The following is a 15697-nucleotide window of genomic DNA, read 5'->3' on the forward strand; positions in this document are numbered from 1 at the left end:
TTTACGTAAATTGCCGTGAGCCAAATAGACTTACAGTTGTTTTATCGTTGAACAACTAAACAAAAAGCATGAATAATGAGATTTAAACTTTAGAGCTGCGCCGGAGATGAAAGGTAATCTTGTATCCATCTCTCCCGAAACCTACGCCAATTCCCCCTATCTCCCTTATCGCCCTGATGTAAGAGATCGTTCACTCCGGAGCAGTATCTAAGTTTAATTTAAAAATCTTCCTCTTCTTCCCCTCCCGGAACATGTAAAATAAAAGTAGTAGCCCCCATAGTCACGATAGCTCCTTCACCGATCCGTACCTGTTCTTTTTTTCCCAGCAGTACACTGCGGAGGAATGTGCCGGTCATACTCTGGTTATCGCGCAAGGTATAAACGAATTTACCATCCCTGTCCTGTTTCACATTAATAATACAATGTTTGCGTCCCACACTCGGGTCACTGGTAATAATAGGAACATCCACACCTTCCGTGTCCTTATTCCTTCGTCCTATCATATTATCCCCCATCACAAGCGGCAATTCCTGTTTAAAACCAAAAGTATTCTCGATCACAGTGATATAACCACAGGAAAAATCGGGTTCCTTCACTTCTTTTTCCTGTCCGGACTCCGTACGCACAGTCTTTCTACCCAGTTTTATCTTAAACTGGGAACCACATTGAGGACATACAAAAGCCAGGATTTTCCCATCGGGATACTTTGTTTCATCGAATGATAACTGATTATCACATTTGGGGCAGAATATTCTTTTCATATCTTTATTTGAAGCTTTTACGTTTTAAGAAGTACAAAGATAAGTCTTTTTCCACGGAAATAAAGACCGATACGTCTATAAAACAGAAAAGCCATCCATCACGGACAGCCAATCTTCATTGTTAACCTTAAATCTAATACCATGAAAAACACAGTGCAAATATAGAGGTTTTATGTTATTCAGCATAATATTTTGCTTATTTTCCTCATTTGTTTAATATGATTTAACAAACATATGCTACACAACATGTTTCTACGGCATATTTCTATTATAAAAAACTCCGGTAGTAATCGGAAAGAAATCCTATTACTACCAGAGAAAAGTTTGGGTTGGTAGAATAATACGATTCTACCGTTTTATCACCTTAACGACTTTACTATCCATACGGATAAAATAGACTCCGATAGGATATGCCTGCATCGATATAGTATTCTGCCCAGCCTGACACTGGACTTTTTCGCATACTTTACCTGACACATTTATGATATAAATCGTTTGCGCTTGTTGCAAATCGGCATAAAGATAATCCTCTGTAACAGTAGGATAAATGCGGTTACCACTACTCACCTCTTCTATTGAGGTAGGATCAGATTTCACTGTCACCTCGCACTGATCCGCAAAAAGACCACTAGCAGAAACCACCGTCACCGTTGCCTTTCCCTCTTGCAATGCGGAAACAACACCATCCTTTACTGCCACCACCGAAGGGTCTGACGAGTACCAACTAACCATCGGGTTATCCACCTCTACCGGAGAAAAGGCAGCCGTCAACTGTAACTGTTCTCCTACTACTGCCGAAACATGATCTTTTTCCAAGGTAAGAGCCGAGACGTTCGTATATTCGTTGGCAGTGGAAACCACTTCGATAAAACCAAAATATAATGGCATTTCAACAGTTGTTCCTTCAAAGGGTTGACCTCCGATAGCAGTCAACAGGATGTTTGATGTTGCAATTTCTTCTCCTTGAAAAGAAAAGGCTCCTTCAAGAGTCTGGGCTTGAAGGGTTGTACAAAAAAAACATACAAATAAGTATATGTATTTCATATCATTAAATTTTAATTTACATCTAATATTCTCTATCTTTCATATTCAAAACAAAAGGATACTCCTTTACTGTGATTCCAGTTTTATTCTTTATCAATAATTTGAGATTATATCTACCTTTAGGCATATTAGCTCTGATTGCACAAAATCGCCCCATTGGAGAAGAAGGCGTAGTTTTCTCTTTAGAACTTTCTGATAAAACTGTTCCTTCCGGCCATTCTTCAATAACAGCATTCAGTTCATGATTTATTCCATTCAAATAAACAATACTAAAATCTAACTCAAATGGATAATCATTAGAAGTATCACCTTCTACTTCATTTCCCAGCAAAATATTATGCAACCAATTATCATCGTCATTATCATCATCCTTTATCAAAACAAATTTTACATTTTCAGAAGAACTCCCACTACTTCCAGCATCCTCAGCTACACCTGCTCTCTCTGCATAACGGGCATACAACGCATAGGGCACCGGCAACATCTGTGTCGTCGAAACTTTTTCGTAATTACTTCCACCGCTCAAATCCATGCTTAATTGCAAATAATAGGTATCTGCTCCCCAATCAACGGAAGAGAATGTACCGATCTTACGTGTACCCTGACCGATCAGGAGATTAACCGTTCCGGTTTGACTACTCGTCGGAGAATGAGTTTCAGAGAAAACGACAGCACCTGTTGTCGAACCTTTCAAGATTTCTACTTGGATGCCAATCGCCTTTTGAGCAACAACTTTACCTTGTGCATCACGGGCTACAGCTTGGTAACTAACTGCTTGCGGCATCTTATCCTGTGCATGCAAAATCATGACAGTAGTAAATAAAAGATTAACTGATAATAAAAATAATGTTCTCATGCTTTTCATATTATTTATTTAATGTCTTAAAAGTAAAAGGATATTCTTTTACCACATTGTTCTTTTTATCACGGACGGCCAATGTGTAATTTCCGTCAGAAACATTCTCATAAGTCAGATAAAACATGCGTCCTACACAACTCGATTTTCCTATTTCGTTTTCTTGAGGGGATAAACCATCTATTGAAACTGTAAGTTCTTGATCGACCCCGTCCAAATATAATAAAGTAAATCTAAGGAGTATGTCATTACTATTTTTCATCAATTCACCTGAAAATAAGGGATAAAGATCTTCTTCTACATTATCATCATTTACCACAAAAGTAAATTTGATTGTATTCATGTTATCTGTATTTCCACTCCCACCATTCTCTGCGACTCCTGCCTTTGCCGCATACAACGCATACGGCACCGGCAACATCTGTATCGTCGAAACTTTTTCGTAATTACTTCCACCGTTCAAATCCATGCTTAATTGCAGAAAGTAGGTATCTACTCCCCAATCAACAGAAGAAAATGTACCGGTTTTACGTGTACCCTGACCGATCAGGAGATTGACCGTCCCGGTTTGACTACTTGTCGGAGAATGCGTTTCAGAGAAAACGACAGTGCCGGTTGTTGAACCTTTCAAGATTTCTACTTGGATACCGATTGTCTTTTCGGCAATTACTCTACCCTGCGCATCACGGGCTACAGCCTGGTAACTGATAGCTTGCGGCATCTTATCTTGTGCCTGCAAGAAACATGCGGCAAAGAGCCACATACATAAAAGAAAAATACTTTTTGTATTCATCTGATTTACATTTAAAATATTAATAACTAGTGTCTAGTTCTTATAAATCAGCATATACAAAAAAAGCGCGGGATTCGCCTGTCACTTATCCCGTTTCTCAGGCCTTCGCATGCCCACTACACTAGGATAAGCAACGTTGAAGCCCACGCCGATATGTACAAAATATACATTCATGCGCCAAAAGACGCATGAAGTATACTATATAACAAATCACGTAGACATCTACCGCTGCCCTGTCTTCTAATGTAGTTCAAAGTTGCGAAGTTTGAGAAACCGAAGACAAGACGTCAATAAACGCCTTTCAAATATATGTCTGCTCCCACCCGTAAAATCGGCGTGAGAACAAGACAAAGATATAGACTTTTTCTTTATACCAAAGGATTATTTAGAAATAAAGTAAAATGCTATCGATTAAAATATTTAGGGGATTGACTCTTATAAATAGAAAAATTATCTTCATCAGACTGGTAAATAATAGTATCTATAAAATATAAACAACCATCAATACCTACGAGAACATTATTAGGAGACGCATCAAAAATATCATACAACCCATTTGTATGATACTCACCATTCATTTCCGAATGAATGAAATCCACTCTTCAAAAGTTCGTCATGTATTTCTTCTTCTGTTGCTTCACGTTCTGAAATAATATATTGCTGAGTTAATACAGCACACACTTTACCATTTTTATTGGATGAAAATCCTATAAGCGTATAACTACAGTCAGGACTCCCTTGCAATTCGCTGTTCCCGCAAGCGCTTGAACTGATTCAAGCACTCTTTGTGCGAAAGCTTCAGCTTGTTCCAAGAGGCTACAGTCCGAAGTTTCCTGGCGTTTGCTTTTTTGTGATATTCGTTGAGAACGACCTCCATCCATTATAAATTTACTGGTTTATTCGCAATATATATGGATTTTTTCCATATCCCCCAAAGATACTTCTCAAAATAAAATTCCCCGGACCAAGAAAATCTCGATCCGGGGAACAATCTTACAACATACCGTAAACTATTCTATCTCCGGTCTGTCCCCTCCACCTTCACTTCCTCCTCCGGAAGGAACTTTGGTGTCGTTGGTACTGTCTTTATCATTAAAATCCATTCGCATCCGCTCCATCATTTCACGCAGCTCCGCGCACGGAACAAAACGCAACTTCATCTTTCGGATGGAATCCGCATTGGCCTCACTTTCCACAAGGCTACTCTTGGCATTAAAAGATGGGATAAAGCTCCCGAACCCTTCCACCTGTACAGTATGTCCCTGTTGAATGAAGGTTTTCATGGAAGAAACCAACCCATACAGAGTTGCTCTAACCATTCCTTTGTTAACACCCGATACCATCGCGATTTCTTCGCAAAGATATCCAAATTCCACTGGAGTTGCCCTTTCAGGAACTACCAAATACTTTTCGGTTTTCGATTTATCGAAACCGAACGACTTTTTGACACGTCTAAATTTTAGTGCCATATTCTTTAAGTATAAAAAAGTGATTATAATAAGGATCGAAGAGATACTCTACCCCTTTTCTTCCCCCTTCTAGAAGAAAAGTTTCCCTCCCACTTCTTGCAACAGACTTACTTTTGTAAGAATGGGCATATTGTTATCGGCAGAACTACTAGCCGACCGGCTTAATTTAGATTTAAGCCAAAATAAATGCAACTATTAGCATTTATAAAAATCGATGAAGTCAATCTTTGTTGACAATGCAAAGATAGTATTCTTTATCTGATATAACAAAATATTTTCGATGATATTTCAATAAAAAAATGCCGTTCCATCTAAACACAAACCTGCTACCAAACAAGGGCTAAGCCTACTTATTAAGTAAGGCTAAATCTACTTAATAAGCAGACCGCTACCTACTTACTAAGTAACCATACCGCCTACTCGATAAGTAGCTGTCAATTTACTTATCGAGTAGGCAGATCACTGAGACGGGAAGGGCTTACTCCTATCAGTTTGGATAATGACTTTTGAGTCGGGCTACTTTTCACCCATACTCAGCAATACAGGAGGCTTTGTCGTTTACTTTATAGAAGCATTTTAAACAGGAACCTTATAAACGCAAAAAAGGCCATCCATCACGGACAGCCAATCTTCATTGTTAACCTTAAATCTAATACCATGAAAAACACAGTGCAAATATAGAGACTTTATGTTATGTAGCATAATATTTCGCTTGGAAATCTCATTTATTTAATATGATTTAACAAATACATGCTATAAAACATCTTTTTAGAGCAGTTTTGCCCATCCTATCCCTATTTCATTCTTGCATCGGCTCCCCACATCAGCTTCTCACGGAGAGTCTGATAAAAGGTATGATTATATCTTTTTATTACTTTCGTCGTATAGTCTGCTTTCGTCACTGTCAGCTGGATACCTGCCGGAAAGACTTCCGAACGGCCGTCGAGAGAGATCAGAAAGGATTTATTCCGGCTTTCCACTCCCAATGTGATCGTATAGGTGTCCGGTATGATCAGCGGGCGCACATTCAGGGAATGAGGTGCAACCGGACTTAATACGATATTCTTACTTTGCGGGATGATGATCGGTCCGTTTACGCTCATGGAATAAGCGGTAGAACCTGTCGGTGTTGCGATCAGCAGACCATCCGCCTGATAAGAAGCCAGGTATTCATCATTCAAAGAAGTGTGAATCGTGATCATGGAAGAAGTATCGCGTTTCAGGATAGCGATCTCATTCAAGGCATAGTTATACCCATGAAAGGCCCGTTCTTCGGTATGAAGCCGCAACAGGGTACGCTCTTCTATCTTATAATAGTTCTTGAACAGTTCCTCCAACGTGTCTTCTATATCATTACCTCCGACATCGGCCAGAAAACCAAGACGCCCGGTATTAATTCCGAGAATAGGAATATCCTGCCGGTTCACACGGGCAGCCGTACGCAGGAACGTTCCGTCTCCACCCACACTCAGGGCGACATCGAGATCAAAATTATCATCGGTCAGCAGTCCTGCCACCGGAGGTTCATAATTAAGTATATCAGTAAGAAAATTATAGAAACGTACATCTACGTAGATCTCCGCTTCCTGGGATATCAGTTTTTCAAACAAACGTTTTATCTGGCTCTGTTTTTCTACCTGATATTTACTACCAAATATGCCAACTCTCATAACTTTCAATCAATTAGATATTCATATAATGCAACAATTCGTTCATCCGCTGCTGCAACAGATCATCTACCATCCCTTTTTCCATGAAATAATAAAGGACAGTATAGTTAAAGCGCTCGAAACTGCGGATCACCGGTGAAGCATCCTCCAGGTCTATCTTTATAATAAGATGTAAGCGTCCGGTATCCTTATCCGTGTATGAAAGCAGGTTCAGGACATGCGCATTGTTCGACTCGACCAACCGGGCTATATCCGTCAGCGAATAATCCTGCGGCATCACCTCCAGGACGAACACGCTGCCCGAAGTCTCGGCATTACACAATTCCGAAAGGATATCGATCAGCTTATCCCGCGTGATCGCCCCCTGGTATTCCCCTTCCGGAGTAACAACCGGAAGCAGGCTCAACTGATAGCGGGCAATCAATGCCAGCGCCTCGTGAATATGTGTATTTTCCATTACACTGGGAGCAAACAGAATCGGTTCGCCAATCGTTGCCGCAGGATCAGGCATAGCCAGAAGATCCTTTTCCGAGATCAGGCAACGATATATCCCTTCGCTCAATAACGGTAGATGTTTTAACTTAAAATCATCCATTAGCGCTAAAGCATATTCCCCTGTGTCAAAACTTTTTAACACAGGAAGTTCCTTCGTTATGAAATCTTTCACCAACATTATTCTGTTAATTCCCTTAATTCTGCTAAATTTGCCGATACTTTTGTGCAAATGTAATGAAAGAAAAAAGATATAACGATATACGATGACAAATTTAAGTGTAAACATTAACAAGGTAGCAACCATTCGTAACGCACGCGGTGGTAATATGCCTGACATTTTAAAAGTCGCCCAGGATTGCGAAAATTTCGGCGCACAAGGAATTACAGTTCATCCCCGTCCGGATGAAAGACATATCAAATACAGTGATGTGTATGGATTGAAACCTCTGATCAGGACAGAATTTAACATTGAAGGATATCCCTGTAACAATTTTATAGACCTGGTTCTGAAGGTTAAGCCGACACAGGTCACACTCGTACCGGATGCTCCCGATGCCATCACTTCGAATGCCGGATGGGATGTGAAAACACATTTCGACCAGTTGAGTGAATTAGTGGATACGTTCACTGCACAGGGGATCCGTACCTCTATTTTTGTAGGAACAGACCTTGCCAATATCGAACTGGCTGCAAAAACAGGAACAGACCGTATCGAACTTTACACAGAACCCTATGCAACCAATTATCCGGTTAACAAGGAAGAGGCTGTCGCACCGTTCGTTGCCGCCGCCCAACTGGCTAAAAACCTGGGCATGGGTGTCAATGCGGGTCACGACCTGAATCTGGAAAACCTGGCCTGGTTCAGTCAGAATATCCCCTGGCTGGAAGAAGTATCCATCGGCCATGCCCTGATCTGTGATGCTTTATATCACGGATTACAGGAAACAATCTCCCTATACAAAGCGTGTTTACAACAGAAATAACGAATTAATATTAACGAATAAGTATACAAACCTATGAGTATTTTACTTTCCCTACAGGCAGTAGGGGCACAGACAGCAGAGCAGATGCCGGATCTGACGGCAGTAACAGTCCCCACTGAAGCAGAGATCAATGTGATAGACCTTGCATTCAAAGGAGGGTGGATCATGGTTGTACTATTGCTGTTATCACTAATGGCAGGTTATATCTTTATCCAGCGTTTACTGGTTATCCGTCGCGCCGGTAAAGAAGACCAGAATTTCATGAACCGTATCAAAGACTATATCCACGAAGGAAAAGTAGACTCGGCCCTCAACCTGTGCCGCAGCACCAACACTCCTTCCGCCCGTATGATCGAAAAGGGTATCACCCGCTTGGGCCGTCCGATGAACGACGTGCTTGTGGCTATCGAGAATGTAGGTAACCTGGAAATTGCAAAACTTGAAAAAGGATTCCCGCTGATCGCTACGACAGCCGCCGGAGCCCCGATGCTCGGTTTCCTCGGAACAGTAACCGGTATGGTACGTGCCTTCTTCGATATGGCTAATGCCGGAACAAACGTAGACGTATCCCTGCTTTCAGGCGGTATCTACGAAGCTCTTGTAACAACCGTAGGCGGTCTGGTAGTCGGTATCATCACTTTGTTTGCTTACAACTACCTCGTATCGCAGGTGGATAACGTGGTGAACAAAATGGAAGCCCGCACCATGGAATTTATGGACTTATTGAACGAACCGGCTAATTAACAAAGCGAATGGCACTAAAACGAAGAACAAAAGTAAACGAAGCCTTCAGCATGGCCTCTATGACCGACGTCATATTCCTGCTGTTGATCTTCTTTATGGTCACCTCTACGGTAGTCATTCCGAATGCCATCAAGGTAACATTGCCGCAAGCCAAGAAGCAGACGGCAGCCAAACCGCTTACGCGGGTTACCATCGATGCCAACCTGAATTACTACGTAGCCTTCGGTAACCAGCGGGAAACGCAGGTCACGTTTGACGAGATCACCCCGTTCCTGCAAGACAGTTATGCAAAAGAGCCCGAAATGTTCGTCGCCCTTTATGCTGACGAAACAGTTCCTTATAAAGAAATCGTAAAGATCCTGAACATAGCGAACGAAAACAAATTCAAGATGGTGCTCGCCACCCGTGCGCAGAAATAACAGATATGAAATTCAACAAAGATGACATATACAGTATAGCCGGTTCAGTCGCTTTCCACCTGGCGATCTTTCTGATCCTGTTGTTCACGGTACTACGGACGGAGATTCCGGAAGAAGACGGGGGCGTCCTTGTCAATTTCGGAAACGTCAATTCCGCAGCCGGTACCTTCGAACCCAAATATACGGGACAGGAATTGCCACAGGAAACGACCACGCCTCCCCCTCCACCTACTCCGCCGGTAGAGACACCGAAGGAGGAAGTCATTACGCAGGACATCGAAGAAAGTGTTGCCATGGCTGATGCCAAGAAGAAGGAAGAGCAAAAAAAGAAAGAAGAAGAGCGTAAACGGAAAGAGGAAGAAGAACGTCGCAAACGTGAAGAGGCTAAAAAGAAACGTCTGGAAGAAGAACGTCGCAAGAAGGAACAGGCCATCAGTAACCGCGTTGCCGGAGCATTCGGTATCGGTGGTGCAGAAGGTAACAGCCAAGGCGATGCAGAAACCGGAACAGGTAACCAGGGTAGTCCGTTCGGTAACTCCGACCACGGAGCAAACGAAGGCGTAGGCGGTTACGGTTCGTTCAACCTGAACGGTCGTTCCATCGGAGCCGGAGGCCTGCCCCGTCCTGCTTACACCATCCAGGAAGAAGGCAAGATCGTGATCAACATCACGGTAGACCCGAAAGGGAATGTGATATTTGCAGAAATAGGAAGAGGTACCAACATCGACAACGCCTCCATGCGTAAAAGCGCACTGGATGCAGCCAAACGGGCTAAGTTCAATAGCATCAGCGGGGCGAACAACCAGAGCGGTACGATCACCTATGTGTATAAACTAAAATAAAGGAAGTAATATGAAGAAAGCAATTGTATTTTTAGCCAACGGCTTCGAAGAAATGGAAGCCTTGGGTACAGTCGATATCCTGCGCCGCGGAGGTATTGAAGTGACAACTGTTTCCATCACAGCTAACCCTGTCGTAACGGGAGCACATAATGTTCCGGTTACTGCCGATACTACTCTGGAGAAGGTAAACCTGGCAGATGCCGATGCTTTGGTCCTCCCCGGTGGCATGCCCGGTGCAGCCAACCTGAACGATTCAGAAGCGGTAAAGGAAGCCTTGCTGCAACAATACCGCGACAGTAAAATCGTTGCCGCTATCTGTGCTGCTCCGATGGTCTTAGGCGGACTAGGCTTGCTGAAAGGTCGCAACGCGACCTGTTATCCTGGCTTCGAACCGAAACTGATCGGTGCCAACGTTACCGGCGAAGCAGTAGAAGTATCCGACAACGTAATAACCGGAAAAGGTCCGGGACTGGTCATAAACTTCGGTCTTGCCCTGGTAGCCGCCATCAAAAATGAAGCGGTGGCAGAAGAAGTGGCAGCTGGATTGCTTGTTTAATCATCTGAAATAATATTTAAGAGCCGTGATATAACCTGAAAATATCACGGCTTTTTTGTATGTTTGCAGCCGTTTTAGCAAAAGGTAAAAAGATGAACAGTAACATAAAAGGATTTGTATACGGCATTGCCACTTCCGCGACTTTCGGTTTGATCCCGTTATTCACCCTGCCGCTGATGGCAAAGGGGATGCAGTTTGATTCGATCCTTTTCTACCGTTTTCTGTTTGCCTCGATAGCATTGGTGGGTATTATGGCTAGTAAAAAGGAATCCCTGCGTATCGACAAAAAAGATATACCGGTGTTGGTCCTGCTGGGGTTCTTTTACACGGCTTCGGCCATGTTTCTTTTCTGGGGATACAACTTTATGTCCGCTGGGATCGCCACTACGTTACATTTCACTTATCCGATATTCGTTACACTTATCATGTTATTGTTCTTCCGCGAAAAAACATCGTGGGTAACGTTGTTGGCTATTGGGTTGGCAATCTGCGGGGTTGCTCGTCTGTCGATCAATGAAGGAGAGATGAAGCTAAGTGTGTTGGGCGTATTTATCGTACTCCTGTCTGCTGTCGGATATGCGCTTTATATTACTACCGTCAACAAATCGAGAGTGCATACGATGACAGGCAGAAAACTGACATTCTATGTATTCATTGTCAGCACCATCCTGTTTTCCATTAAGGCAAGCACCAACGAAGGGATACAGCCGATCCCCGACACGATGTCGCTAGTCAACCTGATACTTCTGGCTATTGTCCCGACAGTCATTTCAAATATCACCCTGGTACTGGCCGTCCATAATATCGGTGGTACGCTGACTGCCGTATTGGGAGCTATGGAGCCCGTTACCGCCGTCTTCGTAGGTGTACTCGTCTTCGGCGAACCGTTCACATTCAATCTGGCCATCGGCATCCTCCTTATTATCATCGCCGTCACCATGATCATCCTCTCCAAAAGCATACAAAAAGCCCTACGGGGACTCCGCAGGGCTTTGTTTCATTTATAAGAATTATTCGATGGGATTTCTTTCAGAATTTTTTTAACTCATCTATCTCTTTATCTGAAATATTACCTCGTTCACTTTTATCATAGATATAAAGTAATGTTATTACTCCTTTTTCCAAACTGAGAATAGCAGTAATATCAGTTATTATTCGGGCACCTCCACTTTTTCCTTTATTTTTACTACTAATAGCTACGCGAACTTTATGAATACCATCTCCCAGATCAGTTCCCATTAACGGGTTATTGCGCAACTCATCCAACCATATTGCATAATCTTTAATCAATGAATGATATTTTTTCTCAAACGCTTCATCTCCTTATCGAAAGGAATAATAGTACGTATCTCAATCATCCTCTTCGTCCCTTTCTTCCATAAGTTCTTTCAATAGTTCTTCGGCTGGTCTTGATTGACTTCTTCCGGCTTTTACCTCTTTCATTTCCAGGAATGCCTCTTTTAAGCCAGTCATAATGTACTTTCCGGTTCTACTACAACTTCTTCTCTGAGATTCAATATATCTCTAAGCCGTTGTTTCACTTTATCAAATACCAATTTACTATCAATATTTACTATAGCCCGTATTAAACGAGCTTTATCTGCCTCCAGTTGCAAAGAAGACATACTTTGATACTCTGCCATTGGTTCCATACTATATTTTTCGGTCCTTCTTTTGGAAGATCATATGGTTTGGTTTCTTTCATGATGATATTGTTTTTGTATGCTGCCAAAGATAATGAAAAGATATGACATCCATCATATTTTACGAATTAATCACCAGGTTTTTGCCGACTTTGAATTTGAGGCTTATGCGGAGAGCAATTAGACAAGTCGCTGATATGGGGATTAGCAGTGTTTTCGCTATAATCCTGTCGTTAACGAGATTAACAGAAGCGATAACAGCAGGGTGAAGAGAAAGACATTGCGGGCGGTATGACCCAGGGTCTTATTGAGTTCGCGTCCTTCAAAACGGTAAAGTTGCCGCCAGGTCGCATAAAAGAGGGCAAAAAAGGCGGCGAACAGGAACTGTATCCACCAAGGTGCGTCCAGCATCAGGGGCATAGCCAGCAAAAGCGCCACTACCCCGTTCAACAGGTAGAATATCCGGCCGAAACCGCGCCCGAAAAGGACGATGGTGGTCCGCTTATGCGAAGCCTTGTCCTGCACATAATCACGATAATTGTTCACGACAAGGATATTCGTGGAAAGCAATCCGACCGATACGGACAACAGAAATGATAACAGGGAAAAGGACAGCGCCTGTACATAATAGGTGAAGCATACCGGGATGATCCCGTAAAACAGCACCACGCAGACATCGCCCAGACCGTTATAGGCCAGCGGAAAAGGCCCAGCGGAGTATGCCAACACACAAAGGGCGATGGCAATACCGACGGGTATCAACTCCCACCCGGCATAAAACAGCAGCATACATCCGCAGAAACACGACAAACCCAGGGTAAGGAAAGTGGCTTTCAGCATGGCTTTCGGAGTGATCCATCCCTGAGCGACGGCACGCTCGGGCCCTAAGCGGTCTTCCCGGTCGGCTCCCTTTTTAAAATCAAAATAATCGTTGGCAAAGTTACTGGCTATCTGTGCCAGCAAAGCTACTCCAAAACACAAAAGGGCCGGTACGAACCGGAATACTCCCTCGCACCAGGCTAAAACACATGCCAGCAGCACAGGACTTAACGATGCCGGCAGCGTTTTCGGGCGCGCGGCCTCCACCCATGATTTAAAAAGGCTCTTCTCTCTTTCCATCTTTCCTCGTTCACTTTTAACGGACAAAAGTATAAACAAAAACCACAATGATTTGTTTTTTTAATAGGAATTCGTATATCTTTGCAGCATGAAAAATTTTCTGTTCATATTGACTCTGCTTTTCGGCATGTTGCTTTTTTCTCCCCAGGAGGAGGTTGAAAGCGACAACATCGCTGTGGCTCAAAAAGAGGCAGTCATGAAGGAAAAAGGTTCTGCGGATGTACAATATTACCTGAACGTATTAAGTACCGACCTGAAAGAAAGCAAAGGTCTGACTGCACGCAGAACGGTTCAATCGACTAATAATACATTTCATTTGCGCACGCTGAAAATAGCGGAAAAAGTACTTCAGGATATCCGCCTGAAGGAGATGAATGCACAACGGAAAGTGCTGGAAAATGTATCAGAATGTCAAACCATAAATCTGTCTACCCTTCTTTGCCGCATGGGGGAACATGTGTTTGCTCTGCGGAAACTCATTATTTAGTAATTGATAATTACTTTTGGCTTGATCCAAAAGTAATCAAAAGATCAAGGCTACACCGGCTTCGCTGAGGCCTTGTCAAGAACGCCATGCGTTCTCTTCGGATTGCCGACACTGCCTGTCACATTGATAAGTAAGGCTTCGAAACAATCCGGTCATTAATTATTAATTACTAAAAATGAAATATTATGTCTACTAAAAAATCAAATAAAACACGTATTTATGTTTCTGTTATTATAACTGTTGTTGGTTGCGTACTAGCTTGTAGTTCTATCATTCCTAACGATTACCTGAAGTTATTGGTGGTAATGGGTGCTCTGGGATATGGATTATATGGCATCATGAAAGGTTTGAGCAATACCGGCTCTGCTGAAGAAACTGCTATCGAAGAAAAAGAATAAGCATGTTTGAACAAAAGTAACCATTAAAAAGTTTAATAAAATGAAGATAAATAAAGATTTGGTAGATGCCGTCATGATGGTGTCGTTTATCATTTTGGTGTTGATCGGTACAACCGATTTTGAAAACGCTATCACAAAAGATGTAACAATGGGAGCATTAGGGCTGGTAACAGTCGCCATGGTCATACTCCGTGGCATACAACTGAGACAGGCAGCCAAAGAGCCTAAGGAAGAATACGAATATTAAATCACTAATACGAATATTCCTAACAACCCTAACTGAAATGTCTAGTTGCTTCCTGCTGTTATTCCGGAGCGATCCGGGGTTATCCGAGGTGCGTTTTTCTGCCTAAAAAATAACTTGCTGTTTACTTGGTTACGGTGGCAACATCCACCGGACAACAGGAAGCCGGACATTGTAATAAAAAGATTAGTAAATTTGCGACCATGATAACAAGCGTAACATTATTAGTTCTTTCGCTGTTTGCTCTCTACATCGGAGCAGGCTGGCTGGTAAAGGGTAGTACGGAGATAGCCCTGAAAGCAAAGATATCAAACCTGGTGATCGGTCTTACGATCGTTGCATTCGGTACCAGTGCCCCGGAATTGGTGGTCAGCCTGAATGCGTCCTTATCCGGGCAGGGCGATATAGCCGTGGGGAACATTATCGGTTCCAATATTTTCAATATCGCCGCCATTCTCGGTATATCCGCCGCCATCCAACCGCTACAGGCCAAACGCCAGCTTACCCGCCTGGATATTCCCATACTGATCGTCGCTACCGCCGTCTTCACGCTCCTGTTCTGGAACGGGGTACTCGGAAGGCTGGAAGGTTGTTTCTTTTTAGCAGGCATCATTATTTATACGGTTTTCAGCCTGTACTATTCACGCAAACATGAAAAGAAAGTGGAAGAACAGATCGGGGAGTTGGAGAAGCAACCTGAACCCTGGTATAAAGATGTCCTGTATATCGTGGGCGGCCTGGTGATCCTGATCTTCGCCTCCAACCTGCTGGTCAACAATGCCGTATCCATCGCCCAGGAGCTGGGTGTCAGCGAAGCGGTCATCGGACTGACTATCGTTGCCGCCGGAACAAGCATGCCGGAACTGGCCACCTCGGTCGTGTCGGCCCTCAAAAAGAATCCGGATATTGCGATCGGGAATATTGTCGGTTCCAACCTGTTCAATATCCTGGCTATAGCGGGAACCAGTTCTGTAGTAAGTCCGATCGCTGCCAAAAACGTCAATTACGTCGACCTGCTGGTTATGCTGGGATTAACCCTGCTCCTGCTTCCACTGGTGAAAAGCGGACAAAAGATTTCACGTGCCGAAGGGTGGGCGCTTATACTTGTGTATTTATGCTACCTGGCATGGCTGCTCAGGGATCTGATCTGATCGTGTAAAAGCAGGGCTTTTTT

The 15697-nt window shown here is 43.1% G+C and carries 21 protein-coding genes and 1 pseudogene; 10 read left to right on the top strand and 12 right to left on the bottom strand.

What is annotated here, in order from left to right; genetic code table 11:
• Window positions 1-218 precede the first annotated feature (218 nt).
• From K6V26_RS14020 to K6V26_RS14055, 8 genes are all read right to left on the bottom strand, one after another.
• The gene (locus K6V26_RS14020) at window positions 219-761 is read right to left on the bottom strand and encodes an FHA domain-containing protein (protein WP_007658742.1); all 543 of its coding nucleotides are present in this window, start codon (window positions 759-761) and stop codon (window positions 219-221) included.
• 348 nt (window positions 762-1109) lie between these two features.
• Window positions 1110-1805 carry an Ig-like domain-containing protein gene (locus tag K6V26_RS14025; protein WP_010802504.1) on the bottom strand — a complete coding sequence of 232 codons (696 nt, stop codon included), beginning with the start codon at window positions 1803-1805 and terminating at the stop codon, window positions 1110-1112.
• A 22-nt stretch (window positions 1806-1827) separates the two neighbouring features.
• The gene (locus K6V26_RS14030) at window positions 1828-2661 is read right to left on the bottom strand and encodes a hypothetical protein (RefSeq protein ID WP_224265645.1); all 834 of its coding nucleotides are present in this window, start codon (window positions 2659-2661) and stop codon (window positions 1828-1830) included.
• Between the two features lie 10 nt (window positions 2662-2671).
• The gene (locus tag K6V26_RS14035; protein WP_195586112.1) at window positions 2672-3454 is read right to left on the bottom strand and encodes a hypothetical protein; all 783 of its coding nucleotides are present in this window, start codon (window positions 3452-3454) and stop codon (window positions 2672-2674) included.
• Between the two features lie 567 nt (window positions 3455-4021).
• Window positions 4022-4135, bottom strand: a complete 114-nt coding sequence (locus K6V26_RS14040; protein WP_224265646.1) for a hypothetical protein — start codon at window positions 4133-4135, stop codon at window positions 4022-4024.
• Window positions 4136-4464: 329 nt separating this feature from the next.
• Window positions 4465-4923, bottom strand: coding sequence for an HU family DNA-binding protein (locus K6V26_RS14045; protein ID WP_195586111.1), 459 nt, complete (start codon window positions 4921-4923; stop codon window positions 4465-4467).
• 794 nt (window positions 4924-5717) lie between these two features.
• The gene (locus K6V26_RS14050; protein ID WP_046144968.1) at window positions 5718-6593 is read right to left on the bottom strand and encodes an NAD kinase; all 876 of its coding nucleotides are present in this window, start codon (window positions 6591-6593) and stop codon (window positions 5718-5720) included.
• Between the two features lie 13 nt (window positions 6594-6606).
• Window positions 6607-7266, bottom strand: coding sequence for a CBS domain-containing protein (locus K6V26_RS14055; protein WP_010802499.1), 660 nt, complete (start codon window positions 7264-7266; stop codon window positions 6607-6609).
• A gap of 85 nt (window positions 7267-7351) precedes the next feature.
• On the opposite strand from K6V26_RS14055, the gene K6V26_RS14060 reads away from it, so the two are divergent.
• The 6 genes from K6V26_RS14060 to K6V26_RS14085 all read left to right on the top strand — a co-directional run bounded on the left by K6V26_RS14060 (window position 7352) and on the right by K6V26_RS14085 (window position 11639).
• Window positions 7352-8071 carry a pyridoxine 5'-phosphate synthase gene (locus tag K6V26_RS14060; RefSeq protein ID WP_224265647.1) on the top strand — a complete coding sequence of 240 codons (720 nt, stop codon included), beginning with the start codon at window positions 7352-7354 and terminating at the stop codon, window positions 8069-8071.
• Between the two features lie 33 nt (window positions 8072-8104).
• The gene (locus K6V26_RS14065) at window positions 8105-8815 is read left to right on the top strand and encodes a MotA/TolQ/ExbB proton channel family protein (protein WP_007658773.1); all 711 of its coding nucleotides are present in this window, start codon (window positions 8105-8107) and stop codon (window positions 8813-8815) included.
• A gap of 8 nt (window positions 8816-8823) precedes the next feature.
• Window positions 8824-9234, top strand: a complete 411-nt coding sequence (locus tag K6V26_RS14070; RefSeq protein ID WP_007658774.1) for an ExbD/TolR family protein — start codon at window positions 8824-8826, stop codon at window positions 9232-9234.
• Window positions 9235-9239: 5 nt separating this feature from the next.
• Window positions 9240-10076 carry an energy transducer TonB family protein gene (locus K6V26_RS14075; RefSeq protein WP_224265648.1) on the top strand — a complete coding sequence of 279 codons (837 nt, stop codon included), beginning with the start codon at window positions 9240-9242 and terminating at the stop codon, window positions 10074-10076.
• Window positions 10077-10086: 10 nt separating this feature from the next.
• Window positions 10087-10632, top strand: coding sequence for a DJ-1 family glyoxalase III (locus tag K6V26_RS14080; protein ID WP_007658776.1), 546 nt, complete (start codon window positions 10087-10089; stop codon window positions 10630-10632).
• Between the two features lie 92 nt (window positions 10633-10724).
• Entirely contained in the window at window positions 10725-11639 is a 915-nt protein-coding gene (locus tag K6V26_RS14085; protein ID WP_046146338.1) for a DMT family transporter, read from the top strand.
• 22 nt (window positions 11640-11661) lie between these two features.
• Here the strand turns inward: K6V26_RS14085 and K6V26_RS14090 are convergent.
• The 4 genes and pseudogenes from K6V26_RS14090 to K6V26_RS14100 all read right to left on the bottom strand — a co-directional run bounded on the left by K6V26_RS14090 (window position 11662) and on the right by K6V26_RS14100 (window position 13394).
• Window positions 11662-11990: pseudogene (locus K6V26_RS14090) on the bottom strand (type II toxin-antitoxin system RelE/ParE family toxin).
• A complete protein-coding gene (locus K6V26_RS28555) occupies window positions 11983-12105 on the bottom strand; it encodes a hypothetical protein (protein WP_262905172.1) in 123 nt (40 codons plus the stop codon). Before K6V26_RS28555 ends, K6V26_RS14090 begins: the two are co-directional and overlap by 8 nt.
• A complete protein-coding gene (locus K6V26_RS14095; RefSeq protein WP_224265649.1) occupies window positions 12102-12284 on the bottom strand; it encodes a hypothetical protein in 183 nt (60 codons plus the stop codon). Before K6V26_RS14095 ends, K6V26_RS28555 begins: the two co-directional genes overlap by 4 nt.
• 210 nt (window positions 12285-12494) lie before the next feature.
• Window positions 12495-13394 (bottom strand): 1,4-dihydroxy-2-naphthoate polyprenyltransferase, encoded by a 900-nt coding sequence (locus K6V26_RS14100; protein ID WP_224265650.1) that lies wholly within the window; start codon window positions 13392-13394, stop codon window positions 12495-12497.
• Between the two features lie 88 nt (window positions 13395-13482).
• Here K6V26_RS14100 and K6V26_RS14105 point away from each other — a divergent pair, with 88 nt between their 5' ends.
• The 4 genes from K6V26_RS14105 (at window position 13483) to K6V26_RS14120 (ending at window position 15674) form a co-directional block, all read left to right on the top strand.
• The gene (locus tag K6V26_RS14105; protein WP_007658789.1) at window positions 13483-13881 is read left to right on the top strand and encodes a hypothetical protein; all 399 of its coding nucleotides are present in this window, start codon (window positions 13483-13485) and stop codon (window positions 13879-13881) included.
• Between the two features lie 185 nt (window positions 13882-14066).
• Complete coding sequence (locus K6V26_RS14110; RefSeq protein ID WP_007658790.1) at window positions 14067-14279, top strand: hypothetical protein; 213 nt, start codon at window positions 14067-14069, stop codon at window positions 14277-14279.
• Window positions 14280-14319: 40 nt separating this feature from the next.
• Window positions 14320-14526, top strand: a complete 207-nt coding sequence (locus K6V26_RS14115; protein WP_010802493.1) for a hypothetical protein — start codon at window positions 14320-14322, stop codon at window positions 14524-14526.
• Between the two features lie 200 nt (window positions 14527-14726).
• The gene (locus K6V26_RS14120; protein WP_007658792.1) at window positions 14727-15674 is read left to right on the top strand and encodes a calcium/sodium antiporter; all 948 of its coding nucleotides are present in this window, start codon (window positions 14727-14729) and stop codon (window positions 15672-15674) included.
• The last annotated feature ends 23 nt before the right edge of the window (window positions 15675-15697 follow it).

The organism is Parabacteroides goldsteinii (assembly GCF_020091425.1).
Lineage (GTDB): Bacteria > Bacteroidota > Bacteroidia > Bacteroidales > Tannerellaceae > Parabacteroides > Parabacteroides goldsteinii.